The organism is Rhizobium sp. S163 (assembly GCF_030380805.1).
Taxonomy (GTDB): Bacteria; Pseudomonadota; Alphaproteobacteria; order Rhizobiales; family Rhizobiaceae; genus Rhizobium.
On the sequence record NZ_JAUDSA010000012.1, the window covers coordinates 77,036 to 102,753 of the forward strand.

The window sequence follows — 25,718 nt, forward strand, 5'->3', positions numbered from 1 at the left end:
ATCAATTCGCCACTGCGTAACGTCCAAGCACTCGCCGCCACCATCAAGGAGCTCTCATGACCGCGGAATTCATCAGCGTAAGCTTTCCAAACGCGTCGAACGACCTGAACCCGCTGCCGGATGCTCCCGTCGACCCGCTTTTTTTGGAACGCTACGCACGCGCCCTTGACGACTACGGCTTCAACTACACGCTCATTCCCTACTCCTCGTCCTCCTTCGATCCCTTCACGCTCGGCGCCACGGTGCTGGCGCATACCAAGAACATCAAGATCATCGTCGCGCTGAGGCCGAACACGGTCTACCCGACCGTGGCGGCAAAATCGCTCGCGACGCTCGACCAGCTGAGCGGCGGCCGCGTGGTCGTCCACTTCATTGCCGGCGGCAGCGACGACGAACAGGCCCGCGAAGGCGACTTCCTCAACAAGGAGGAGCGCTATGAGCGCCAGGAAGAATATATCCGCATCCTGCGCCTCGCCTGGACATCGAAGGAGCCCTTCGACTTTGACGGGAAATACTATCAGTTCAAGCAATTCCGCAGCGCCGTTCGCCCCACCAATGGTCTCATCCCGATCTCGCTCGGCGGCTCGTCGGACGCGGCCTATCGCATCGGCGGCTCGCTCTGCGATATCTTCGGGCTCTGGGGCGAGCCGCTCAAGGAAACGAAGCAACAGATCGAGCGGATCTACGCGGAAGCCGCGAAGGCCGGCCGCACGGATCGTCCGCGCATCTGGGTCACCTTCCGCCCGATCGTCGCCGAGACCGACGAACTCGCCTGGGAGAAAGCTCACAAGGTTCTCGATCAGTTGACCGCCAACCGCCAGAAAGGCCTGGCGCGCGCGCCGATCAACGCCGCACCGCCAGCCAACGTGGGCTCGCAGCGCCTGCTCGATATCGCAGCTCGCGGCGACGTGCATGACCGCGCGCTCTGGTATCCGACGGTGACCGCCACCAACGCAAGCGGCGCGACCACCGCGCTCGTGGGTTCGCCGCGCACCATCGCGGATTCGATCCTAGACTATATCGACCTCGGCGCCGACCTGATCTCCATCCGAGGCTATGACAATTTCAACGACGCGGTCGACTACGGGCGCTACATCCTGCCGCTGGTGCGCGAGGGCATCCGCGAACGGGATAACGCCAAGAAGAACGCCGCATGATGCATGCAGTCCGGCCGCAGCGCCGGACCGTAGCTCTCTCTCAGCGTCCGCCTGAAAAGCATCCTCACGAGATATTGAGGATGCTCCCCGACAGCCAGAAGGCCTCAGCATGCCCTATAGCCAGATCGCCCTTGATGACACTGTTCGGCTCCTTGCGGAAGCCGCACCCGAAGCCGATCAGACAGGCCAGTTTCCCTGGGCCGGCATCCGCGTTGTCCACCAAGCAGGCTTACTCGAGAGTACGGTTTCCAACCGCTACGGCGGCAAGGGCGGTACGCTGAGCGATGCTGCCCATATCCTCGCGGCCCTCGGCCGGGGCGATCCATCGGTGGCGCTGATCAGCGCCATGACAATCTTCAACCATCTCGGCCAGGCGACCAAGAGCCACTGGCCTGACGATCTCTATCGGCGCCTGCTGGCCGAGGCGAAGGAGCGTCCGCTGCTCCTCAATGCCGCGCGCGTCGAGCCGGAACTGGGCTCACCCGCCCGTGGCGGTCTTCCCGCCACCGTGGCGCGCCGCACGCCAAACGGCTGGTCGATCACCGGCCGCAAGCGTTTTGTGACGGGCGCGCATGGCCTCAGCCATTTCCTCGTCTGGGCGCATACGGACGAACTTTCTGCCCGCGTCGGGACATTCGTCGTGCCGAACGGCCTGCCGGGGATCCGCGTCATCGAGAACTGGAAGAGCCTCGGCATGCGCGCGACGGGCTCGCATGACGTCGAATATGTCGATGTCGAGGTCCCCGCGGAAAACGCGCTGGAATTGGTTGACCCCTCGGTCGCCCAGCAGGACAATCGCGCGCACGCCGCGATGAACCTTGCGCTGACCGCGATCTACCTCGGCGCCGCGGAAGCCGCGCAATCGGCATTCACCCGCTTCGCCCATGAACGCATTCCCTCCAACCTCGGCCACCCGATCGCGCGGACGGAGAGGTTCGTCACGCTTTCGGGCGAAATCGACCTTCTCGTTTCCGGCGCCCGCGAGATCATCTTCAGCGCGCTCGCATCGACGGATGGTGCTGCCGAAAGACTGATCCGGGCCCGCCTGATCGCCGGCCGCCAGTTGCGTGAGGCGGTGCAGCTCGCTGTGCGCGGCCTTGGAAACCCCGGCCTCAATGCCGATCTCGGCATCGAGCGGCATTTCAGGGACGTTCAGTCGGTGCTGGTGCATGCGCCGCAGGAGGACACGTCGATCTTGATGCTGGGCCGCGCCGCCTATCAGAAATGGAACGCCGAGGAGGCCGCTCGCATCGAGCGCTCCCCGGTCATACCGGTGCTCAAGACGGCATAGCGAGAAGGCCGCACGGCATCTCGATATCCTCTTGCACCTGAAACATCTGTATGTGCGAACCGGCCTTTCAGACCAGTCGCACCCCTCGAATAAGCGGGAAGGCCCGTGAAAGGAACTTTGATGAGCAACGATCTTATTGTCGGCTTCTCGGGCAATATCACCCGCCCCTCCAGCACCAAGCGCTTCGTTGAAAGCGTGACGGCGTCGCTCGCCGAGCGTGCGGGTCTCGATCATGTAGTGTTCGATGTCGAGGATTTCGGCCCGGCGCTGGCGACTGCACGCTCGATCGCCGACCTCGATACGAAAGCCCAGACGGTGATCCGCACGATCATCGAGGCAGACGCCCTCGTGATCGGCTCACCGACCTACAAGGGAAGCTATACCGGCCTGTTCAAGCATGTGATCGACCTGCTCGATCCGGCCGATCTGCGCGGCAAGCCGATCATTCTGACCGCAACCGGCGGCGGCGACCGGCACGCGTTGATGGTCGAGCATCAGCTCCGCCCGCTATTCGCCTTCTTCGAGGCGTTTGTCGTTCCGACCGCCGTCTATGCGTCGAGCCGGGATTTCACCGACGGCGCCCCCTCGCCCGCGATCACTGGCCGCGTTGAACAGGCGCTGATCCAAGCCACCGCGCTGGTGCGCAGCCGCTCCGCCCCCTCGGCAATCGCCGCGGAATAGTCGAGCGTTACCGCATCTGGCGATGCGCTTCTTCGAGATATCAAGGCAGAGCCAGAGGCGGGACTAGGCATGGCGGGACATAGGAAATACGTGGTCGGCATCACCGACCACATGTTCGGCACGCCTGACCTCGAAGCGAAACTGTTCGGCGACGCGGTCGAGATCGACTACTTCGCGACCACCGATGAAACGGCGTTTTCGCCGGAGCGCCTTGCCCGCCTGGACGCGCTGATGGTCTGGGGCGCGCGGCTCGGGGCCGGGAGCATCGCCCATCTGGCGCGCTGCAAGGGCGTGGTGCGCTATGGCGTCGGCTATGAGAAGATCGATCTTCCGGCGCTTTCGGCAGCCGGCATCCCGTTTGCGAACAATCCCGATTACGGCACCGAGGAAGTAGCCGACCACGCCGTCGCGATGATGCTCTCGCTGCACCGTCGGCTCTGGGAACACGATGCCCGCGCTCGCGGCTACACGTCCGGCTGGCAAGTTCACAGCCTGAAACCGCTACCGCGCTCCAACCGTGCGACAGTCGGCGTCATCGGCGTCGGGCGGATCGGCACGGCGGTCGTCAATCGCCTCAAGCCGTTCGGCTTCCGCATCCTGGGCTACGATCCCGGCCAGCCGCGCGGCCATGAAAAGGCGATCGGCTACGAGCGCTTCGACCGGATGGACGAACTCCTTGCCGAGGCCGATATCGTGACAATTCACTGCCCTGTTAACGCCGAGACGCGCGGTTTTCTGGACGCGGAGACGCTGTCGCGGCTGAAGCCTGGGGCGATCCTCGTCAACACTGCGCGCGGCGAGCTGCTCGATGATCTCGACGCGCTTGAGACCGCGCTGCGAACCCGCCATCTGGCGGCAGCTGCGATCGATACGCTGGCCGAGGAGCCGCCACAAAACCATTCGCTTCTTTCGGCCTGGCGCAACAGGGAAGATTGGCTCGCGGGGCGTCTGGTGATCACCCCGCACAACGCCTTCTACTCCGATCACGCCGCAATCGAGATGCGCCACAACGCGGCGGTGACGGTGAAGATCCTGCTGGAGCAAGGGCATCTTAGAAATCGGGTAGAGGCTTGACGCTTCTTGGTTGGGAAGAGCGCGGGCTCTATTCATCCGCCCTTCTTTGATCGGCAAGCGAGATCTCATCGATCCAGTTGTCGAGCGCGGCAGCGGCGGCATGCCCTTGGGTAACGATCTCGGGCACCAGGTCGATATCCGGCAGACTGCCCAGGCCGAGCGGGCCCATGGCAAACAACCCATGAAAGCGCTGCGGTCCCGAGGCCGCGCGGCCGCAGCGATCGACGAGAATACCAAGATCGACCTCGTCACGTTTTGCAAGGCCGGCGCGCAACACAGAGCGATAGAGCGGAGAATCAAGATCCGTTGGCCGCGACCGGCAATCGACAGCCCTGCTGGCATAAAGCACCTCAGGGCCAGCCGGTCCTGAAAAAAGCACCCCATTCGTCGCGATGCGTTCGACCTTGCCCTTGCGCAGAGTGATAGCACCATCTGCGATGGCCTGATGAAGTCGCTCAAAATGCTCAGGCGGCAGACGGTTACGATGGCTATCATATATTGCGCGCACATGGCGCTTGAAGCGGCCTCGCTCCTCCTCGCTCAGCTCTTGCCACAGATCATGAGCCCGCAGCCTGAAGCCATTCATGATGCCCTGCCAGCCAGTTCCATCGGCATTGGCAGCCTCCGCCGCCCGACGCAGGTGCCTGAAGGCACCGCGAAGCGTGCGGGGAAATGGCTCATCGGACACGATCGGCACCACGGCCGAGCGGGCATGTGATTGCGGCAGGAAACCTGAAGCCGATATCAACGTTACGTGTCCTGCCTGACCGTCTGCCAACAGGCGAAGGCCCCGATCGACCGCACGGACACCGGCACCGATCACGACGACATTATCACCACCGGGGTCTACCTGCCCTCCCGTCGGATTCTCACGCAACCCATAGCCCGTAGCGAGAAAGACCGCATCGAAACGGGCGCTCTGCCGGTCGCCAAACGAAAGCGAAAATCCCAGTTCCCCGCTATGATCCAAGCTCGTCACGATCTCGGGACAGATCTGCACGACGACGTCGGTCCTATTTTGCAGCACTTCGGAGAAGCGCTGATGCACATACAGGGAAAACAGCTCCCCAGGCACGAAAGATTGATCCAGTCCCGCCCCCTCATCGTCGGCGCCATCTCCAAGCGTCTGCTCGGCCTCGAGCCATCTACTGAAGTCGTCGCGAACCACCGGATCGACGGACAGGTCGCGAACCCGGCTGTTGAGTAACGTCGTTGCCGATTGGCTTACGCCCCTGCTGAGATCAACCGTCTGTTGCGGGTCATACATGACAAGATGGAATGGCCTTTTGACCGTCCTCAGCAGCGCAATGGCCGTCAAAATGCCGGTGAAGCCGCGGCCGACGATCGCGACCTTGAACAGCGAACGTGTCTGCAGATTTCGCGTTTGTCTCGAAAAACTGGAGGGGAGCTGTGTCATGCGTCAGTTCCTTTCCTGCATTGGTCCGGCAGCATACACCGGCAAATTTACTCGGATCGGGCTAGGGCATATCGTCTACCAAAAGCATAGAAATTATGATTGTGAAGGCAAGCTCTTTTTGAGAGGCCGCGATTGGGGCAAATGCGGCAACGGGCGCAGGGCGGCTTCCCAGTCCTTAGCGACGCACAATCAGCGACGCCAAAGAAATGACTTTTCTCGCCTCGGATAGTTTATGGATTTAATGTTCTTTTCTTTCGCTCGCCGATCTTTCATCCATAGTGATCTCAGCCTGGGAGAGCACGAGATGGACAGAATACCTCATGCAACGGGTCGAATTAGCCAGCTGACTGCCCGACTGGCAAGCGAAGAAGAAGCGATCGCAACAGCAAACCAGTTCGCCTGCCGCTATCGGGAAATGGCGTCGGCGTCCGATAAGTGTCGGCATCCGAGCGGCAGTGAATCCGACGCGCTATCGCAATCCGGCCTGCTAGCAATTACCGTTCCTCCGGAATATGGCGGCATCGATATATCCAACGCGGTTCTCGCGAAGATCACCTCGATCCTTTCGCAAGCTGATGCGCGGATTGGCCGGATCGTGGAGAACCATTTTTACATTCTTGAGACGCTGAGAACCGACGGGACGCAGGAACAGAAGCGCTACTTCTTCGCACGTGCCCTTGCCGGTGACAGGTTCGCCAGTGTCCCGTCGGAGCGCGGTTCAAAGACCCCCGCCAATGAAGATATCACAATTACCCGAGATGGGTTGGGCTATCGCGTCAACGGTTGCGGAGGCGAGATCGCAAGCGCGGCGTTTGCGGATTGGATTGCTATCGTCGCGCTGAACGAAGAGGACAGGTTGACCATTGCGTTTGTCCAACATGGAACAGAAGAAACGGGCACTGCAAGCGGCGCGGCGGTTTTGGACCATGTCTACATCCATGCGGACGCCGTCGTCGCGCACTACAAGAGTTTTGAGCGGCCAACGACGTTGGGCGCATTGGGTCAGGTCCTTGAGGCTAGCGTCGATCTCGGTATCGCTCGAAGGAGCTTCTCGCAGGTCATCGAGAGCACCAAAATGCACTCCCGATCATCGGTTCATGGCGGCACCCATGAGAGTTCGGGAGACGCTCGGTCCATCACCCGCATCGGAGCGCTGGCGGTCCGGCTGGAGGCCGTAACTGCCCTGATCGAGAGCGCAGGCCTGAAGGTCGATATCGCACAGATCGAGACGACCGAGGAAAACGTGACGGCTGCCGCGCTGGCTGCGGGCGCCGCCAAAATTCTCACGTCGGAGATTGCCATAGACGCCGCTGAAGCCCTGGTCGAACTCGCCGCAGCGTCCGCCGCCGATGCCGGCCTCACTCGGCTCCGTCAGGAGACCGGCATCCGCGCACAGCTAGATCCCGCGCACAGAAGATATCACGCCGCCCTCGGCCAATATCATCTCAACGGCATCACACCGCCGAGCAGCGGTTTGGGCCTATAGAGTGACGTGACGATAGACTGACATCGGGCAAGAGAATGCTCTTTGTCCTGCTATCGCGTGCCTCCTGCTCCTGAGCGCCGCACAATTGCGCGGCGCTGTGGGTTTGTGGCCCTGCATGCTGGGCAACCGACTTCAGCCGGCAACCTTGGTCATTCGGTGAAGCGCGAAATCAGCGAAGTAGTCGCCAGCGCCAAGCGACTGGAAACGCCGCATCGCGGCGCCCTGCATATGAGCGCGCCACGTTTCTTCGCTCTCCCAGCTCTCCACAAAAATGCGAACGCGTCCGTCATCGAGCGACTGGTGCAGTTCGTATCTTAGGCAGCCGTCCTCGACCAACGTCTCGGCAACAAGCTTTTCCTGGGCTTCACCAAGAAGCGCCTCCTTGCCCGCTTTGGCGGTGGTGATGGCGATAATGGTCAATGGTTCGTTGGCCATCGATCGTCCTCAGGCGATGGTGTTCACGAGGCCGCCTTCGGCACGCAGCGCAGCGCCGTTCGTGGCCGATGAGCGAGGGCTGGCGAGATAGGCGACGAGGTTGGCCACCTCTTCGGCATCCACCATGCGCTGCAGGATCGAAGCGGTACGCGCGGTTGCGAAGAATTCGGCCTCGATTTGCTTGATCGGTGCAGACGGATCGCTGGCCTGGCTGCGCAGAAACGCCTCGATGCCTTCTGAACGCGTCGGCCCCGGCAGGACCGAGTTGACCGTGACGTTGGTGCCGCGCGTCAGCTGCGCCAATCCGCGCGAGATCGACAGCTGGGCAGTTTTGGTCGTTGCGTAGTGGATCATGTCTTGCGGAATGGCGAGGCCGGATTCGCTCGAGATGAAGATGATACGCCCCCAGTTGCGCTCCAGCATGCCGGGAAGATATGCCCGCGACAGACGTACACCGCTCATGACGTTGACGTCGAAGAGGTGGCTCCAATCGGCGTCGGTGATATCACCGAAGGCCTTGCTCTCGTAGATGCCGAGATTGTTGACAAGAATATCGACCGCAGGCGCCGCCTTGGCGATGATTTGAGCACCTTCGGCGCTGCTGGCATCGGCGAGCAATCCGCTCACGTCCGATTTGCCGGTTGCCCTAATGGCGGCGACCGCCGCGTCGAGCTTGGCGCCGTCGCGCCCGGTGATGATGACGCGCGCACCTTCCGCCGCGAGAGCACGGGCGATTTCAAGACCGATGCCGGCGGTGGCGCCGGTCACGAGTGCGGACTTTCCGGTAAGTTGCAGGTCCATTGCGGGGCTCCATGTGTTGTGTTGGTGAACACAATCTATGACTTCGCCGCCGAATGAACTATTGCTTTACGAGAACATGCACCTGTGAACAAGGATCATCAATGCCACGCGTCCTGATGGAGCGCTCCGGTGAAATGGAAGTGTTTGCGCGCGTTGTGCGCGATGGCGGCTTCTCCGCCGCTGCCCGCAATCTCGATCTCACTCCATCGGCGGTCAGCAAGTTGATCGCGCGTCTGGAGGCCCGGCTCGGCACGCGGCTCCTGTTGCGCACGACCCGCGCCTTGACCCTGACCGAGGAAGGCGAAGCCTATCACCATGCAGCGCTGAAAATTCTGCAGGAGCTTGACGATGCGGATCAGGAGGCCGCGGGCGGTGCGATGAGGGGGCGGCTCAGGATCAATGCGACCATTCCCTTCGGTACGATGTTCGTGGTGCCGGCCATACCGGATTTCATTGCCCGCAATCCCGATCTGATCGTCGATCTCAGCCTGACCGACAGCATCGTCGACATGGTGGCCGAACAGACCGACGTCGCCATCCGGATGGGCAATCTGCCAGACAGCGGATTGATCGCCCGCAAACTGGGACAAAGCCGACGCGTGGTCTGTGCCGCGCCAAGCTATCTCGAACGGCGCGGATATCCGGCAACGCCGGGGGATCTCGAACAGCACGACTGCCTGACATTCAATTTCCGGCGCGCGCGACCGTCATGGCCGTTTCGCGTTGCGGGACGCGAGGTCGGCCAGCCGGTAAAGGGCAGTATCGTGGTCAACAACGGCGAGACGATGAAACAGATGGTGCTCGCGGGCGCTGGCATCGCCCGCATTGGTCTGTTTCATGTGGCGGACGACATCAGGTCCGGACGCCTGGTGCCGCTGCTCGAGGAACACAATCCAGGAGACCTGGAATTGGTTCACGCGGTCTACGTGGGCGGCGGCCCGCTGCCCCACCGCGTCCGGGCCTTTATAGAGCACATGGTCGTCACCCTGGCCGGTTCGCCTCTGCTCCATGGAGAGGCGAACCGATGACCACAGCAAGGGGGGATGGCTCGTTCGACATGACATCGTAGATACAGGGCGATGCGAGGACCGCCGCGATCATGACCGCAAAGACAGCTATCTTCATTGTAATGTCTCCCTTGCCGTCCACTTAGACCAATGTCAGCTCGACGGCGATATTGCCGCGCGTTGCCTTCGAATAGGGGCATGTCTGGTGCGCATCGTCGACAATCGCGCGGGCGAGTTCGGGATCGATTCCCGGCAGGCTGATCGCCAGACGCGCTTGCAGGAAATAGGCGCCGTCGGTGGTTCCGAGATCAACCTCCGCGTTGACCGCCGTCTCGGCCGGAAGCCTGAGCTGGCGCTTGCCGGCGGCCTTGGTCATCGCGCCGATGAAGCAAGCCGACCAGCCGGCCGCAAACAGCTGCTCGGGATTCGTGCCCGGCTTGCCGCTGCCGGGAGGCGACAGGCGAATGTCGAGCTGTGCGTCGTCGCTGCGGGCAAATCCTTCGCGGCCGCCTGTGGTGTGGGTCTTGCCGGTGTAGAGAACGGTATCGATCTTGGTCATGGAACACTCCTTATGTTGCGTCGCCTTTTTTCATCGCTTGGGCGACGTTGGCTGACAGGGAGTTTTTTGATGCATCCGCGTATCCGGCATGTTTCGGAAAATGCCGGAAGTGTATCAGAACGTACGCAGCGGCTTCGCAGACATTCAGCCTTACAAAAAGCGCCCGATGATCGGCGAAGCGATCGGTTTTAGCGGAGCCGGATCTCCGCCGCCAGGCCGCCGTCCGTGCGGTTGTAGAGCCGAACCGAGCCGCCGATCGTTCCGGCAAGCTGCTGGGCGATCGCCAGTCCAAGCCCTGTCCCGCCTGTGTCGCGGTTGCGCGACGTCTCGACACGGAAGAAGGGCTGCATGGCGCTCTCAAGCATATCGTCGGGGATGCCCGGCCCGCGATCCAAAATGGTGACGACGACATCGCCCTCTCCGCTCCGCTCGACAGCGATGTCGGCGCTGCCAGCGAACTTGATGGCATTGTCGATAAAGTTCGTGAGAATTCGTCGCAGAGCATGCGGCTTCGTCGACACTGTACCTTGAACGACGCCGAGCACGGTTACGGCCTTTCCCGTATCCTGATAGTCGTAGGCAATGCTGTCGATGAAGGAAGAGAGATCAATGCGCGAACTCTTTTCGCCATTGCCATGCGAGCTTCTCGCATAGGCTATGCCGTCCTGCACCAGTCGCTCAATTTCGCGCAGGTCGTTGACGAGCTTGTCTCTCTCCGGCGTGTCGTCGGCCATATCGGCGCGCAGCCTCATGCGTGTGATGGGCGTCTGCAGGTCGTGCGAGATCGCCGCGAGGATCTGTACGCGCTCCTCCAGATAATGCCCGATACGGTCGCGCATCGCGTTGAAGGCGCGGGCAGCGTGCGCGACTTCGCTCGGCCCCCGCTCGCTCATCGGCTCGCCCTTTTGGGCCGGATCAAGCGTATCGGCGGCGGCGGCAAGCGCGCTTAGCGGGCGGATGGCCAGGCGCACGGCAAACCAGGTGCATATGACGAGAAGCGCCATCTGCGCGGCGAAGACATAGGGAAGCCATTCGGCCAGCGGCATGACGCCACGCGGCGTGACGTCAATCGTCAGCGGCGCACCATCAGACAACGTCAGATGGGCCTGGAGTCTCTTGCCGTCACCTGGGATGGATTCGACCTTGAGGGGAAACTTGCGACCCGCCGCTTCCTCTACCCGTTCCGCGATCTCGGCGCCCCGGCCGGACATGTCGGAAACGCCAGGCAAGCCGGGACCAAGAACGAGGCGATAATTGCCGCGGCTAAGGCGATCGACCCAATCGGCCCGCTCATTGGCAGGCAGACGGTCGATAACGGCGATCGAGGTCGCGAGATCGCTTTCCAGCGTGCCCAGCATGACGGCCTTGGCCGACATATAGCGTTCGGCAAACAGGATGCTGAACGACAGGCCATAGGCGATTGCCAGACCGGCAAACAGGATGAGAAAGAGCCGGGAGCGCAACGAGCCCGGCCACCAGCCGATGCGAGCGCGCGCCTCGCTCATGTCCTCGGCTCCGATATTTCAACCGGAACGGAGAAGACATAGCCTTCGGCGCGCACCGTCTTGATATAAGTCGGCTCGCGCGCATCGTCGCCCAGCCGCTGGCGCACGCGGCTCACCAGAAGATCGATCGAGCGGTCGAACAGCTCCGCATCGCGGCCCTGCGTGAGATTGAGCAGCTGGTCGCGGTTGAGGACGCGTTGAGGGTGATCGATGAAGACCCGGAGCAGCCGGTATTCGGCGCCGCTCAAGGCGATCTCTGTCCCCTCCTTGTCGAGCAGATGGCGGCCGACGGTATCGAGACGCCAGTCGCCAAAGGACAAGAGCTGACCGGCCTCGGTGATTTGGAGATTGGGCGGCAGCATGCGCGTCCGGCGCAACACCGCCTTGATGCGCGCCAGAAGCTCACGTGCTGCGAAGGGCTTCGGCAGATAGTCGTCTGCGCCCATCTCAAGGCCGATAATCCGGTCCATTTCGTCGTCGCGCGCCGTTAGCATCAAAACGGGTATGGCCTTGTGCTTTCCGGCCCTGAGTTCGCGACACAGCACCAAACCGTCGTCACCCGGCATCATCACGTCGAGCACGATCAGATCGACGGAGTTGCCTTCCAGAAAGCTGCGCATCTGGCGGCCATCGGCTGCGACGGTCGTGCGCAAGCCATTCTTCTTCAGGTAGCTCGATACGAGCTCGCGAATCTCACGATCGTCATCCACGATCAAAATATGGTCGATGTGCTCCATGTCTCGTCTTTCACACGATTCGCGGCCTTAAAGTCAGCTATTAGTTTCGCGTCGGCCACCGCGAGTAAAGGAGATTTCTCGCAGGTGGCCGATCGCTTTAGAACGAGGCCACGTCAATCACAGCCTTGGCAAACGCCTCGGGTGCTTCCTGCGGCAGATTGTGCCCGATGCCACCGGTTACGTTGCGATGCTCGTAATGGCCGGAGAACTTGGCCTTATAGGCGGACGGGTCGGGATGAGGCGCGCCATTGGCGTCACCTTCCATGGTGATAGCAGGCACGGTGATGACGGGCCCCATGGCCAGCTTCTTTTCATAGGCATCATACTTCGCTTCGCCTTCGACGATGCCGAGACGCCAGCGATAGTTATGGATGGTAATGTCGACGTGGTCGGGATTGTCGAATGCGGGAGCCGAACGGTCGAAGGTCGCGTCGTCGAACTTCCAGGTGGGGGACGCAGTTTGCCAGATCAGCCGCGCGAAATCGCGGGTATTGGCCGCATAGCCGGCGCGGCCACGCTCGGTGGCGAAATAAAACTGATACCACCAGGCAAGTTCGGCCTTGGGCGCGAGCGGCTTTTTGTTGATCTCCTGACTGCCGATCAGATAGCCGCTCACCGAAACCAGCGCCTTGCAACGCTCCGGCCAGAGGACTGCCATGATGTCGGCGGTACGCGCCCCCCAATCGTAGCCTGCCACAATCGCGCTCTCGATCTTGAGCGCATCCATCAGCGCGATCATGTCTGCTGCAAGCGCGGACTGCTGGCCGTTACGTGGCGTATCCTTGGAGAGGAATGTGGTGGTGCCGTAGCCGCGAAGGTAAGGGACGATGACGCGGTATCCAGCCTTGGCGAGGATCGGCGCGACGTCGACATAGCTGTAGATATCGTAAGGCCAGCCATGCAGGAGCAGAACGGCCGGACCGTTTGCCGGGCCGGCCTCGGCGTAGCCGATATCAAGCACACCTGCGTTGATCTGCTTCAGCGCTTCGAACGACTGGTGCCCACCAACCTTCTTTGCGGACGAGGTGGCCGCGGTCTGCGCGTTTGCCAGCGTTGTGGCGCCGAATTCGACGGCGGCGACGGTCATTGCGGCGATGCCGAAGAAGCGGCGGCGATCGAGGTTGATTAAATTGGTCATGGATCTCTCTCCTGTCCGTGCTGACTATGCTCACGATAAAGCCGGCGCCGTGTATCCCCGATGTGTCGCCGGCGGACCGTTATTGAATGCGACTGTAGCGGCGGCCCGTCTGGATACATTGCGATACAGTCGCCAAGCCCTTCCGCCGCCGATTGTTTCGCTCTGTAGCTCGGCCCGCGATCGCTACAGTTAGACACACTTCTCCTAGAGGCCAGACACATCCCGGATACGTCGTCACAACAGATTGCTGTCACTGCTGATCGAACCAGTGTCCGTTCAGCATCGCACCTGGTTTCAAAGGAAACGACGATGACGCTTCTTATCATTGCCTATCTCGGAGGGGCGCTGACCATTCTCAGCCCCTGCATCCTGCCCATTCTCCCCTTCGTCTTCGCTCGCGCCGGCCAGCCGTTTGTCCGCAGCACATTGCCGATGCTGATCGGCATGGCCGCCACCTTCGCGGTTGTGGCGTCGCTTGCGGCGGTGGGTGGCAGCTGGGCGATCCACGCCAATGAATACGGTCGGCTCACGGCACTCACTCTGCTCGCCGTCTTCGGCGTTAGCCTGCTCTCGCCGCGTGTCGCAAGCACGATCACGCAGCCGGTCGTGCATTTCGGCAACCGGCTGGTGAAGGCCTCGGGCAAGCCGGGCGCAGCGCCGACGGCATTGAGCTCGCTGATCCTTGGTATCGCGACCGGTCTCTTGTGGGCACCTTGCGCAGGTCCGATCCTCGGGCTCGTTCTGACGGGTGCAGCACTTCAGGGCGCAAATCTCGAAACGACCTTGCTGCTCAGCGCTTACGCAGCCGGTGCCGCGACCTCGCTTGCCGTTGCATTGCTTATCGGAGGCAAGGTGTTTGCCGGCATGAAGCAGTCGCTCGGTGTCAGCGAGCGCGTTCGCCAAATTCTAGGCGCAGCCGTTCTTGCTGGCGTCGCCGCAATCGCGCTCGGTGCCGATACCGGACTGCTTGCACGGCTCTCCTACGCCAGCACCACCTCCTTCGAACAGGCAGTCCTCGACCGCTTCAACGCAAAGCGCGATCTGCCCGCTCCCACCGAGGTCGCCAGCAACGGTGCAATGACCGCCGCCGCCGGCAATCTGGCGTTTCAGGCCAACCTGCCGATCGAAGGTATTGCGCCATCGCTTGACGGTGCCGTGGAGTGGCTGAACTCGCCACCGCTGAGTGCCGAACAGCTCCGCGGCAAGGTCGTTCTTGTCGATTTCTGGACCTACTCCTGCATCAACTGCATCCGCACCACGCCGTTCGTTCGCGCCTGGGCCGAGAAGTACAAGGATCAGGGCCTCGTCGTGATCGGCGTGCACGCCCCGGAGTTCGCCTTCGAGAAGAAGATCGACAATGTACGCAAGGCCGTCGCCGACGCCAAGATCTCCTACCCCGTCGCGATCGACAACGACTACAAGATCTGGCGCGCCTTCGAGAACAACTATTGGCCCGCCCACTACCTGATCGATGCCAAGGGCCAGATCCGCTACCACCACTTCGGTGAAGGCAATTATCGCCAGACTGAGCAGGCGATCCAGGACTTGATCCACGAAACCGGCAGCGCGAAAGTGGCCGCCAGCACGGTAACTCCGAATGCCAAGGGCGCGGGAGCAAGCCCGGACCTGAAGGATATTCGTTCCGGCGAGACCTACATCGGCTACGAGCAGGCCACCAACTTCGCCTCGCCGGAGGGTCTGCACGAAGACGCCAACAGAACCTACTCGGTCGGCGATCTTAGCCTCAACGAATGGGGGCTGTCGGGCGCATGGACGATCGGCCGCGAGCAGGCAACGCTCGAGCAGACGGATGGCGGCATTGCCTACCGGTTCAGTGCCCGTGATCTCCACCTTGTCCTCGGTCCGGATGCATCGGGAAAGCCTGTGCGCTTCCAGGTGACGATCGACGGAAAGGCGCCTGGTGTCGACCACGGGGCGGATACCGACGCCGATGGCAACGGCACGGTGACGTCAACCAGGCTCTATCAACTCGTCCGCCAGGCGGGCGACGTCGAGGCGCACAACTTCCAGATCCGCTTTCTCGATCCCGGCGTCGAAGCCTACGCCTTCACCTTCGGCTGAACCTACCCCTACCCGATCTTAAACATCGATCCAAAGGAGACTAACTCATGAACCGCCGTATTATCGCCACCCTCGCCCTTGCATTCGCCACCAGCGTTGTCGCCTACGCGGCCGAGGCCGCCGAGGTGAAGAACATCGTCATCGTCCACGGCGCGCTTGCCGATGGTTCCGGATGGCGCAAGGCAACCGATATCCTGGAGAATCGCGGCTTCAACGTCACGATCGTGCAGGAGCCGATCACCTCGCTTGCCGATGACGTTGCCGCGACCAACCGCGTGCTCGACCTCCAGGACGGCCCGACGCTGCTCGTCGGCCACAGCTATGGCGGCATGGTCATCACCGAGGCCGGTCGCAACGCACATGTCGCGGGCCTCGTCTATGTGGCGGCCTTCCAGCCGGACAAGGGCGAAAGCCTGCTGTCGCTGGCAAGCTCCAAGCCGGCTGGCGGCATGAACATCCGCGAGACGAAGGACGGGCAATATCTTTACCTTGACCCCGCTGCCTTCGCCAACGACTTCGCCGCCGACTTGCCGAAGAGCGAAGCTGCGTTCCTGGCAAAATCACAGGTCTTCGCGGCAAAGCAGGCCTTTGCCGCGAAGATCGGCGATGATCCGGCCTGGAAGTCGAAGAAGAGCTGGTCCGTGGTTGCGACAGACGACCGCTCGATCATTCCCGAGCTCGAGCGTGACATGGCAAAGCGCGCGGGAAGTACGGTGACGGAGATCAAGGCAAGCCACGCGGTCTTCGCCTCTCAGCCGGACAAGGTCGCGGCCGTGATCGAAGCCGCCGCACACGCGGCTTTGAGGTAATCTCCAGGTCTTAGTCAGTCATCCGGACGCGAAAGACGATGGAGGGGAGCGCTACGACAACACGCTCCCCTCTCCCGTTCATCTAACCACTCACGACAAGTTCACAGCCAAATCCCCTTGACGCGGCGGCTGCGAGGAATAGTAAGGGCACTACCCAATAACCGTCGGCGCCGCGCGCTTCTTCGCCTACGCCGACGTTTGCCTCGAAAGCCTCCTATGACACAAAGAACTTCGCACCGCGGACTGGTCGTTGTCGCGATCATGGCAAGCATGGCGATGATCGCCATCGAAGCGACGATCGTCTCGACGGCAATGCCGCAGATCGCAGCCCAGCTCGGCCAAATCAATCTCTACTCCTGGGTCTTTTCGTCCTTCCTTCTGACACAGACCGCGACGACCGTGATCTTCGGCAAGCTCGCCGATATCTACGGCCGCAAGCCGATGCTGCTGGTCGGCATCGCGCTGTTTATGCTGGCATCCATACTCGCCGGTTTCGCGTGGTCGATGCCTTCGATGATCGCGTTTCGCCTGCTGCAGGGGATCGGTGCCGGCGCCCTTCAACCAGTCGCGATGACCGTGGTGGCCGATCTTTTCCCGGGCAATCAGCGTGGCAAGGTCCAGGGATATCTGGCAAGCGTCTGGGCGCTGTCTGCCGTCGTCGGGCCGCTTCTTGGAAGTATCATCATTCACAACCTACCATGGGCCTGGATCTTCTGGATCAACATACCCGTGGGTCTTCTGGCGGCGCTGTGCTTCATTTTGTTCCTGCATGAAGAAAAGCGTCCGCGTGTCGTCTCCATTGACGTTGTCGGTGCCGCGCTCTTCGCAGTGTCGATTTCCGCGCTGATGATCGCGCTCACCGAGGTGGAGAACGGCCTCTCCAGCTATACCATTGCAGCCTTCGTCATCTTTCTATTCGCCATGGTCGCCTTCATCTGGCAGGAGCGCCGCGCAGAAGCGCCGATGGTCGCCCCCGATTTATGGCTCAGACGCCCGATCGCCTTCGCCAACTTGGCAGTTTTCTTCGCCAGCATGTCGATCATGGGTCTCACAACTTTTCTGCCGATGTACGTGCAAACGGTGCTCGACCGCTCGCCGCTTGTCGCCGGCTTCGCCTTGACCATGTTGCTTCTTGGCTGGCCCTGTGGCGCAACGATCGCATCACGTCAGTTCTCCCGCTTCGGTCTGCGACCGATCATGATCGTCGGGAGCCTGTTCATACCAGTCGGAACCTGCTTGCTCGTGCTATTGGCGCCGTCGAGTTCCCCGGTGCTTGCTGCTGCCGGCTCCCTGATCATGGGCTTTGGAATGGGCTTGATGAACATTGGCGCCCTCATCCTCACGCAGGAGAGCGTCGGCGCGTCCGATCGCGGTAGCGCTACTGCTTCCAACGTGTTTTCGCGCAATCTCGGCAGCACGCTTGGCGCCGCGGTCCTAGGTGCGGTTTTGACCTATGGTCTGGCGCACGCCAACAATGGGCAGGCGATCACGCCTGAGCAATTGCGGGCTTTGCTAAACGGTTCCGGCACGGTGCTTGGCGGCGGCGATGAGATCCGCCTGGCATTGCAACAGGCGCTGCACGCGACTTTCATGGTGATGATGCTTATTGCCGTCCTGATCGTGCCGGCATGCCTGCTGGTACCACAGCAGCAAGCACCGCAAGCTGAACCGAAGCGCGCCTGATTACCGACCACGCAAGACCGTCATTTCGGCGTGGTTGCTCAGCGCCTTTTCCGGCCAGCACACGATTGTTGGATCGGCCACTTCGCTGGCCGATTCAAGTTTTTCGCGACGTCTTGCTGCATTAGGGCGACAGCGTGATCAGAATTCTTCCCAGTCATTTTGCGCTGCGGCGACAGAGGCGTTCCCGCTCCTGAAGCTGGACGTCAAGCGCTGGGTCAAAGCCCGCGCCGGCGACGCCACGGGCCGCGAAGCTTCGGTCACGGAACCAAGCGACGCCTGTATGGGTCGGCGGCTGTGCTGATCAAGTGTGAACTGACCGAGCAATGTGTTCAGCGCACTGGCCTCCTTCGCCAGGCTGTGGCTGGCCGCATTCGTCTCTTCAACCATGGCTGCGTTCTGCTGCGTGCCCTGGTCCATGGTGTTGACCGCGGTGTTGATCTCCTGAATGCCTGTTGACTGCTCGCGCGCCGCTTCGACGATGGCCCTGACGTGCCTGGTGATCTCGGTCACCTCCGCTTCGATCTGCACGAGCGCCGTACCGGTTTCACCAACGAGATTGACGCCGGTGTTGACCTGGTTCTCGGAGGTCGTGATCAGGAGTTTGATCTCCTTGGCGGCCTTGGCAGATCGCTGCGCAAGTTCACGAACCTCCTGTGCGACGACTGCGAAACCCTTGCCGGCCTCGCCCGCGCGCGCCGCTTCAACACCTGCGTTCAGCGCAAGCAGGTTGGTCTGGAACGCGATATCATCGATTACGCCGATAATGTTGCTGATTTCGCTCGACGACTTGGCGATCTCGTTCATGGCGGCAACGGCATTGCGAACGACGCCGCCCGACTTCTCGGCGCCAGAGCGTGTGCGCTCGACAAGCACGCTTGCCTCTTCCGCCCGCTTGGTGGAATCGCGCACGGTCGTGGTGATCTGTTCCAGTGCCGCAGCAGTCTCTTCCAGCGACGCGGCCTGCTGTTCGGTGCGGCGAGCGAGATCGTCGGCGGCAGAGCGAATTTCGGCGGCACCGGAATTGATCACGCCCGCGTTCTTGCCCACCTCCTGAAGTGCTGCCTGCAACTTGTCGAGCGACACGTTGTAGCTGTTGCGAAGCGCATCAAGGTGATCCACGAACGGCTCGGAAATGCGGTACGAGACGTCACCGTTGGCAAGGCGGCTCAGACCAAGTGCAAGTGCTTCGACGGCCTGCCTGGTGTTGGCTGCATCCTGCTCCTTGGCGGCCTCGCGTGCACGACGCTCCTGTTCCGAAAGCGAACGTCCTTCATCTGCCTCGCGTTCAAGGCGCGAGCGCTCCAGTGCATTGTCGCGGAATACGGCAACGGCAGCAGCCATCTGGCCAACCTCGTCCTTGCGATCCAGCCCGGGCGTCTCGCTTGCCGTGTCACCAGCTGCCAGTGCCTTCATGCGTTCCCGCAGGTGATCGATCGGCACTGTTATGCCGCGCGCGGCAACGAAGAGGCCGAGAAAGACGATCGCGACCAGCGCGACACCCAGTGCCGACAGACCGGTTACGATCGTGTGGTTTGTCGTCGCCTGGAGATCAGCCGTGCCCTCTTCCATCATCTTGATCAGCTGGTCATTGCCACCGGCAAACAATGGGAGAATAGCCGTCAACCGAGTGCCGGCTTCGCGCATGACCACAACGGCTTCGTCGCGTTTTCCCGCTTTGACCAGAGTGATGGCTTGCTGTGCGAGTTCATCGAATGCAGAGATCGCGGTCAACATCTTCGCGGCAGGCTCTGCGCGCGATTCCACCAGACGACCGGTCGTTGCGACGCGCTCCTTCATCAAGACGAGATTGTCATTATAGATCTTGATCGATGATGCGAATTCCGGCGACGCGGGATCGTTGATCATCATCAGCCCTAGCTGGAAGCCAAGCTGCAACAGTCCACCAGTGGCTCGGGCATTGAGGGTCGCAGCCATGCTCTCGTGCGACAGGAAGCTCGCGTAGCGGCTGTCGGCATTTTTGAACTGCATGCTGACATAGGCAAGTCCGGCGATGGCGGTGACACCCATCAAGGCAATCACGGCGACAATTTTCGTGCGAATTCTAGTGTTTTGGAGAAGACTCATTGGGAGGCCTGAGGGGACGCCGGCATCGCCGTCTGTCATCGAAGCGCACAAAGCCGCGATACCGCAGCCGAGGCGTGACATAAGCATTTGCCGTTAGACGAAGGATCATGGCAGCGAAACTCCCACCCTCATGGCGAATAGCTCCTCCCAGACTGCCGATGCAAATTTGTCGTCCCTTTAGCTTACGAAAGCTTTAAAGATTTCATCTTTTTACGGTAACGCCCCGGCGTGACACGGGACGGGACCTGGCTGTGGCGCATGACGACTGCGGCAATGCGCAACACTGGGCAGTGCTTGATGGCCGCAGCCTCGAGACTGAATGCCTATATTTTGCGCAATTCAATATTTGCTTGATTTTTCGGCCGATCTCACGCATTCCAGACCAGCAAGATTGACACCCTCGTGAACGGAATGCTGACTGCCAGTGGCAACGCCTCAACCTGCCAAGCCCAGCCTCAATGTGCTGGTTATCGATGAGAACAGCATTCGGGCCTCCATCATCGAACTGGGGCTGCGCGAGGCCGGATATCAGCGAGTGACGGTCGTCGACGACATGAATGGTCTGGCGCGGCGCATCGAGGAGGTTAATCCCGATGTCATCGTCATCGATATCGAAAACCCTAATCGCGACATGCTTGAGAGCATCTTTCAGATTTCCCGGGCCGTGGCACGTCCAATCGCCATGTTCGTCGACAAGTCCGATGAGGATTCCATCATTGCCGCAGTTGATGCCGGTGTGTCCGCCTATATCGTTGACGGCCTGAAAAAGGAGCGGGTGAAGCCGATCCTCGAGATGGCCGTCAGCCGTTTCAACGCCTTCAACCGCCTGCAGCGCGAGCTGGCGGACGCGAAGTCGGCGCTTGAGGAGCGCAAGGTTATCGATCGCGCTAAGGGCATCCTGATGAAGATGCGCGGCCTGTCGGAAGACGAGGCCTTCGTGCTTCTGCGCCAGACCGCCATGAACGAGAAGAAGAAGATTGCCGATATCGCCCAAAGCGTCATCACGGCCGCCGGGCTATTGATGTGAGTGTTGGCGCCTATCATATGCTTGATGTCCGGAGGAAACCGGGATGGACAAGATCATGACCGACAATGCCAGCAGCGGCAGCCTTGCCGCACCGACAAGCACGGCGACCGAAGGCTCGAGAACGCTGCGCGCCGGCTTCATCCCACTTGTCGATGCCTCGGTCCTGATCGCAGCCGCGGAATTTGGCTTTGCCGCCAAGGAGGGGTTGACGCTCGACCTCGTCAAGGACGTTTCCTGGGCCAACGTCCGCGACCGCCTGGCGTTTCGCCAATTCGATATCGCCCATATGCTGTCGCCCATGCCGGTCGCCTCGGCGCTGGCGCTCGGCTCCAACCCGTCGCCGACGATCACACCCTTCTCGCTCGGGCGCGGAGGCAATGCGATCACCTTGTCGACGGCGCTCTTCGAACGGATGCAGCAGGCGGCGGGGCTTTCCGAAACACCGACCGCGCTCGAAAGCGCGCAGGCGCTGGCAATGGTCGTGCGCGAGATGAATACGGACGGCGAGCCGATGCCGACGCTGGGCATGACCTATCCCTTTTCCTCGCACAATTACGAATTCCGCTATTGGCTCGCGGCCGGCGGCATCGATCCCGACAATGACGTGCGGCTGGTCGTGGTCCCGCCACCGCTGACTTCGGACGCGCTTGCCGCCGGCGCCATCGATGGCTTCTGCGTCGGTGCGCCATGGAACATGATCGCCTCCGAGCGCGGCGTTGGGCGAATTGTCGCCGCCAAGCAAGATATCTGGCCGTCAGCGCCGGAAAAGGTGATCGGCATGCGTCCGGACTGGGCGGAGGCCCATCGCGACACCGTTTCCAGGCTAATCGTTGCGCTTGATGCCGCCGCCCGCTGGTGCGACCGCGTCGAAAACCACGATGCGCTGGCGCAGGCGCTCGCCGACCCGCGTTACATAGCCGCCCCGGTCGAGATAATCCGCCATGTGCTGGCCGGCGAGTTCAGCCTTGACGCCAAGGGCAATCGTCGCGTGATCGATGATTATTTCCTTTTTCACGGCCGCTTTGCCAACTATCCCCGCCCCAGCCAGGCGCTCTGGATCTACAGCCAGATGGTGCGCTGGGGGCAGGCCGAGATGTCGCTGAACAATGCCAGGGCAGCGGCCTCCGCGTTTCGTCCCGATCTCTACCGGGCGGCACTCGGCCCGGATAGCGCCCCTGCCGATGCCGACATCCGCATCGAGGGAGGCATAGACGGAGACCGGTTTATGGACGGTCACGTCTTCGATCCGTCGCGGTTCGCCGACTACGTTTCGGGCTTCGCGGTCCGTAGCGTTCAATCGCCACCGAAGGGCCCGGACGACCACTGATTGTTTGTTGCTGTGCACAAATAGCTTGCACACCGGAATGCCGTCACGATGGCATTCGCACAAAACATTGCCATCAGAAAATCGAGACGAAAAATTGAGCAGATAAGCATCTGCCGATTTTATGCTTTATTTTCAATTGCATAAAATCGCACTTTAGAACTGGCACACCGTTTGCTTTGCTTAAACCGCACCGGTCAACGGCGATCGGGGCGAGATGAGCGCGCGATAAGCGCTCGCAAAAGACATCGACGTCGCAAGGCCTTTGTAGTCCGGGATCCTCCCTCCCGATGACGCATCCGCCGAGCGGCGTTTTTTTATTCCCCAAACTCCGGCCAGCACCAAGCAGAGGGAACCTGCGCAATGAGCAAGATAATCACGACCGGCATCACACGTCGCGGCATATTGAAGACCGCGGCAACCGCAGCCCTGATCACGGCGGTGCGTAGCGCCTTCCCGTCAGGCGCCTTCGCCGCCGGTGCAGGCCCCGAGGTGACGGGCGCCAAGCTCGGCTTCATCGCGCTCACCGATGCCGCGCCGCTCGTTGTCGCGCAGGAGAAAGGCCTGTTCGCCAAGCATGGCATGCCCGATGTCGAGGTCGCCAAGCAGGCGTCCTGGGGTGCCACGCGTGACAACCTTGTTCTCGGCGGAGCCGCCAACGGCATCGACGGCGCGCACATCCTCTCGCCGCTCCCCTATCTCATGCACACCGGCAAGGTGACGCAGAACAATCTGCCGGTGCCGATGACCATTCTCGCGCGGCTCAACTACGACAGCCAGGGCATCTCGGTCGCCAAGGAATATGCCGATACAGGCGTGCAGCTGGACGCCTCAAAGCTGAAGGCCGCTTTCGACAAGAAGAAGGCCGAGGGCAAGGAGGTTAAGGCGGCCATGACCTTCCCCGGCGGCACGCACGACCTGTGGATCCGTTACTGGCTCGCCGCCGGCGGCATCGATCCGGACAAGGATGTATCCACGATCGTGGTACCGCCGCCGCAGATGGTGGCGAACATGAAGGTCGGCAACATGGACGTCTTCTGTGTCGGCGAGCCCTGGAACGAACAGTTGGTCAACCAGGGTATCGGCTTCACGGCGGCAACGACCGGGGAACTCTGGAAGGGGCACCCGGAAAAGGCGCTCGGCATGCGGTCGGATTGGGTCGAGAAGAACCCGAATGCCGCCAAGGCGCTGCTGATGGCCGTGATGGAAGCCCAGCAATGGTGCGACAGCATGGAAAATAAGGAAGAGATGTCGGCGCTGCTCGGCAAGCGCCAGTGGTTCAACGTGCCGCCGAAGGACGTGCTCGGCCGCCTCAAGGGCGACATCAACTACGGCAACGGCCGCGTCGCCACCGGCACCGATCTCTACATGAAGTTCTGGGCCGGCGGCGTTTCCTATCCCTTCAAGAGCCATGACAGATGGTTCCTCGCCGAGAATATTCGCTGGGGCAAGTTCGCGCCGGATACCGACATCAAGAAGCTGGTTGACGAGGTCAACCGCGAGGACATCTGGCGCGCCGCGGCCAAGGACCTCGGCGTCGCCGCCGCCGACATCCCGGCATCGTCCTCGCGCGGCAAGGAAACCTTCTTCGACGGCAAGGTCTTCGATCCCGAAAACCCCTCCGACTATCTCGACAGCCTGACGATCAAGGTCGCGTCCTGATCCGTGCCGCCGGCGTGGACCGCGCCGGCTCTTCCATCGCGCAGAGGAGCGTAGAATGCCCGCTTTGGCCAAGAAACAAACAATCGCGACATCGGCAACCGCAACGAACACCGCAACTATCCTGCCGCTCGCAAGGCGCCCGGCGGCAAAGATCAACATCACGAAAATCGCGGCCGTGCTTGCCCGTAACGTCCTGCCGCCGCTCGTCGTGCTCGCCATCCTGCTTGGCGTGTGGCAGGTGCTCTGTTCGTCGCCAACGGCCTCGCTGCCCTCCCCACATCAGGTGTGGCAGGAGAGCTTCGACCTGATCGCTTACCCCTTCTTCAACTATGGCTCGCAGGATATCGGGCTTGGCTGGCGCGTGCTGATCTCGCTGCAGCGCGTGGCTTACGGCTTCGGCTTGGCCGCAGTCGTCGGCGTGATTGTCGGCGCCGTCATCGGCCAGTCGGTCTGGGCGATGCGCGGCCTAGATCCGATCTTTCAGGTGCTGCGCACGGTGCCACCCCTTGCCTGGCTGCCGCTCTCTCTCGCCGCTTTCCAGAACGCCAACCCTTCGGCGATCTTCGTGATCTTCATCACCTCGATCTGGCCCGTCATCATCAACACCGCCGTCGGTGTGCGCAACATCCCGCAGGACTACCGCAACGTCGCTCAGGTGCTGCGGCTGAACCAGATCGAGTTCTTCTTCAAGATCATGCTGCCTTCGGCCGCCCCATACATCTTCACCGGCCTTCGCATCGGTGTCGGCCTCTCCTGGCTAGCGATCGTCGCTGCCGAAATGCTCACCGGCGGCGTCGGCATCGGGTTCTTCATCTGGGATGCGTGGAACTCGTCCCGCCTGCCCGACATCATCGTCGCGCTTGCCTACATCGGCGTCGTCGGCTTCGCGCTCGACAAGCTGGTGGCGGCAGTCGGCAAGCTGATCACCCGCGGCGCTTCGGCCAATTGAAGGGAACGACCATGACCGCCTATCTCAAGCTCGACCATATCGACAAGCATTTCGACCGGGCCGGCGTGCGCGCCGAGGTGCTCAAGGGCATCAACCTGACCATCTCCAAACGTGAGTTCGTCTCGATCATCGGCCATTCCGGCTGCGGCAAGTCCACCCTGCTTAACCTCATCGCCGGCTTGACGCCCGTGTCCTCAGGTGCCGTGCTGCTCGAAAACCGCGAGGTGAATGCTCCCGGCCCCGAGCGCGCCGTCGTCTTCCAAAACCACAGCCTGCTTCCCTGGCTCACCGTCTACGAAAACGTCAATCTCGCCGTCTCCAAGGTATTCAGCAACTCCAAGAGCAAGGCCGAGCGCCACGACTGGGTGATGACAAACCTCGATCTCGTGCAGATGGCCCACGCCAAGGACAAGCGTCCCTCCGAGATATCCGGCGGCATGAAGCAGCGTGTCGGCATCGCCCGGGCGCTCTCCATGGAGCCTAAAATCCTGCTGCTCGACGAGCCATTCGGCGCGCTCGACGCGCTGACGCGCGCCCATCTGCAGGATGCAGTCATGGAGATCCATGCTCGCCTTGGCAACACGATGGTGATGATCACCCACGACGTTGACGAGGCCGTTCTGCTTTCGGACCGCATCGTGATGATGACCAACGGTCCGGCAGCCAAGATCGGCGAAGTCCTCGACGTGCCGATCGCGCGCCCGCGCAACCGCATCGAGCTTGCCTCCGACCGAACCTACCTCAAATGCCGCGAAGCCGTGCTGAAGTTCCTCTACGAACGCCACCGCTTTGTCGAAGCCGCGGAGTAA

Annotated in this window: 22 protein-coding genes; 14 read left to right on the top strand and 8 right to left on the bottom strand. The window is 61.6% G+C overall.

Going from position 1 to position 25,718, the window contains the following annotated elements; genetic code table 11:
• Positions 1-56 precede the first annotated feature (56 nt).
• The 4 genes from QTL96_RS10335 to QTL96_RS10350 all read left to right on the top strand — a co-directional run bounded on the left by QTL96_RS10335 (position 57) and on the right by QTL96_RS10350 (position 4,203).
• A complete protein-coding gene (locus tag QTL96_RS10335) occupies positions 57-1,157 on the top strand; it encodes an LLM class flavin-dependent oxidoreductase (RefSeq protein ID WP_289727687.1) in 1,101 nt (366 codons plus the stop codon).
• Between the two features lie 109 nt (positions 1,158-1,266).
• Entirely contained in the window at positions 1,267-2,448 is a 1,182-nt protein-coding gene (locus QTL96_RS10340) for an acyl-CoA dehydrogenase family protein (protein ID WP_289727688.1), read from the top strand.
• A gap of 120 nt (positions 2,449-2,568) precedes the next feature.
• Positions 2,569-3,129 (top strand): FMN reductase, encoded by a 561-nt coding sequence (gene msuE, locus QTL96_RS10345; RefSeq protein ID WP_289727689.1) that lies wholly within the window; start codon positions 2,569-2,571, stop codon positions 3,127-3,129.
• A 69-nt stretch (positions 3,130-3,198) separates the two neighbouring features.
• Positions 3,199-4,203 (top strand): C-terminal binding protein, encoded by a 1,005-nt coding sequence (locus QTL96_RS10350; protein ID WP_113168145.1) that lies wholly within the window; start codon positions 3,199-3,201, stop codon positions 4,201-4,203.
• Between the two features lie 28 nt (positions 4,204-4,231).
• Here the strand turns inward: QTL96_RS10350 and QTL96_RS10355 are convergent, their stop codons facing one another.
• Positions 4,232-5,620, bottom strand: coding sequence for an FAD/NAD(P)-binding protein (locus QTL96_RS10355; RefSeq protein WP_289727690.1), 1,389 nt, complete (start codon positions 5,618-5,620; stop codon positions 4,232-4,234).
• A gap of 304 nt (positions 5,621-5,924) precedes the next feature.
• On the opposite strand from QTL96_RS10355, the gene QTL96_RS10360 reads away from it, so the two are divergent.
• Complete coding sequence (locus QTL96_RS10360) at positions 5,925-7,106, top strand: acyl-CoA dehydrogenase family protein (protein ID WP_289727691.1); 1,182 nt, start codon at positions 5,925-5,927, stop codon at positions 7,104-7,106.
• A gap of 132 nt (positions 7,107-7,238) precedes the next feature.
• Here QTL96_RS10360 and QTL96_RS10365 read toward each other — a convergent pair whose 3' ends face one another.
• Together QTL96_RS10365 and QTL96_RS10370 are read right to left on the bottom strand one after the other, a co-directional pair.
• On the bottom strand, positions 7,239-7,541 hold the full coding sequence (locus QTL96_RS10365; protein ID WP_289727692.1) for a putative quinol monooxygenase: 303 nt from the start codon (positions 7,539-7,541) through the stop codon (positions 7,239-7,241).
• 9 nt (positions 7,542-7,550) lie between these two features.
• A complete protein-coding gene (locus tag QTL96_RS10370) occupies positions 7,551-8,342 on the bottom strand; it encodes an SDR family oxidoreductase (protein ID WP_289727693.1) in 792 nt (263 codons plus the stop codon).
• A gap of 101 nt (positions 8,343-8,443) precedes the next feature.
• Between QTL96_RS10370 and QTL96_RS10375 the strand changes: the two genes are divergently transcribed.
• Positions 8,444-9,370, top strand: a complete 927-nt coding sequence (locus QTL96_RS10375) for a LysR substrate-binding domain-containing protein (protein WP_289727694.1) — start codon at positions 8,444-8,446, stop codon at positions 9,368-9,370.
• Between the two features lie 121 nt (positions 9,371-9,491).
• Here QTL96_RS10375 and QTL96_RS10380 read toward each other — a convergent pair whose 3' ends face one another.
• From QTL96_RS10380 to QTL96_RS10395, 4 genes are all read right to left on the bottom strand, one after another.
• Positions 9,492-9,908 (bottom strand): organic hydroperoxide resistance protein, encoded by a 417-nt coding sequence (locus QTL96_RS10380; protein ID WP_112819775.1) that lies wholly within the window; start codon positions 9,906-9,908, stop codon positions 9,492-9,494.
• A gap of 188 nt (positions 9,909-10,096) precedes the next feature.
• Complete coding sequence (locus tag QTL96_RS10385) at positions 10,097-11,413, bottom strand: ATP-binding protein (RefSeq protein ID WP_112819777.1); 1,317 nt, start codon at positions 11,411-11,413, stop codon at positions 10,097-10,099.
• A complete protein-coding gene (locus QTL96_RS10390) occupies positions 11,410-12,150 on the bottom strand; it encodes a response regulator (RefSeq protein WP_112943234.1) in 741 nt (246 codons plus the stop codon). The genes QTL96_RS10385 and QTL96_RS10390 overlap by 4 nt, the downstream gene beginning before the upstream one ends.
• Before the next feature lie 97 nt (positions 12,151-12,247).
• Complete coding sequence (locus QTL96_RS10395; RefSeq protein WP_113012319.1) at positions 12,248-13,288, bottom strand: alpha/beta hydrolase; 1,041 nt, start codon at positions 13,286-13,288, stop codon at positions 12,248-12,250.
• Positions 13,289-13,597: 309 nt separating this feature from the next.
• Between QTL96_RS10395 and QTL96_RS10400 the strand changes: the two genes are divergently transcribed.
• From QTL96_RS10400 to QTL96_RS10410, 3 genes are all read left to right on the top strand, one after another.
• Positions 13,598-15,370: a cytochrome c biogenesis protein DipZ gene (locus tag QTL96_RS10400; RefSeq protein WP_289727695.1), complete on the top strand. Its 1,773-nt coding sequence runs from the start codon at positions 13,598-13,600 to the stop codon at positions 15,368-15,370.
• A gap of 47 nt (positions 15,371-15,417) precedes the next feature.
• Complete coding sequence (locus tag QTL96_RS10405; protein WP_289727696.1) at positions 15,418-16,179, top strand: alpha/beta hydrolase; 762 nt, start codon at positions 15,418-15,420, stop codon at positions 16,177-16,179.
• A 216-nt stretch (positions 16,180-16,395) separates the two neighbouring features.
• Complete coding sequence (locus QTL96_RS10410) at positions 16,396-17,862, top strand: MFS transporter (protein ID WP_289727697.1); 1,467 nt, start codon at positions 16,396-16,398, stop codon at positions 17,860-17,862.
• Positions 17,863-18,000: 138 nt separating this feature from the next.
• Here QTL96_RS10410 and QTL96_RS10415 read toward each other — a convergent pair whose 3' ends face one another.
• Positions 18,001-19,947, bottom strand: a complete 1,947-nt coding sequence (locus tag QTL96_RS10415) for a HAMP domain-containing methyl-accepting chemotaxis protein (protein WP_162735113.1) — start codon at positions 19,945-19,947, stop codon at positions 18,001-18,003.
• A gap of 424 nt (positions 19,948-20,371) precedes the next feature.
• Between QTL96_RS10415 and QTL96_RS10420 the strand changes: the two genes are divergently transcribed.
• The 5 genes from QTL96_RS10420 (at position 20,372) to QTL96_RS10440 (ending at position 25,718) form a co-directional block, all read left to right on the top strand.
• Positions 20,372-20,974 carry an ANTAR domain-containing response regulator gene (locus QTL96_RS10420; RefSeq protein ID WP_112943240.1) on the top strand — a complete coding sequence of 201 codons (603 nt, stop codon included), beginning with the start codon at positions 20,372-20,374 and terminating at the stop codon, positions 20,972-20,974.
• A 55-nt stretch (positions 20,975-21,029) separates the two neighbouring features.
• Entirely contained in the window at positions 21,030-22,301 is a 1,272-nt protein-coding gene (locus tag QTL96_RS10425; RefSeq protein WP_289727886.1) for a CmpA/NrtA family ABC transporter substrate-binding protein, read from the top strand.
• Positions 22,302-22,661: 360 nt separating this feature from the next.
• A complete protein-coding gene (locus tag QTL96_RS10430) occupies positions 22,662-23,960 on the top strand; it encodes a CmpA/NrtA family ABC transporter substrate-binding protein (protein ID WP_289727698.1) in 1,299 nt (432 codons plus the stop codon).
• 55 nt (positions 23,961-24,015) lie between these two features.
• The gene (gene ntrB / locus QTL96_RS10435) at positions 24,016-24,909 is read left to right on the top strand and encodes a nitrate ABC transporter permease (RefSeq protein WP_112819797.1); all 894 of its coding nucleotides are present in this window, start codon (positions 24,016-24,018) and stop codon (positions 24,907-24,909) included.
• Positions 24,910-24,920: 11 nt separating this feature from the next.
• On the top strand, positions 24,921-25,718 hold the full coding sequence (locus QTL96_RS10440) for an ABC transporter ATP-binding protein (RefSeq protein ID WP_113168152.1): 798 nt from the start codon (positions 24,921-24,923) through the stop codon (positions 25,716-25,718).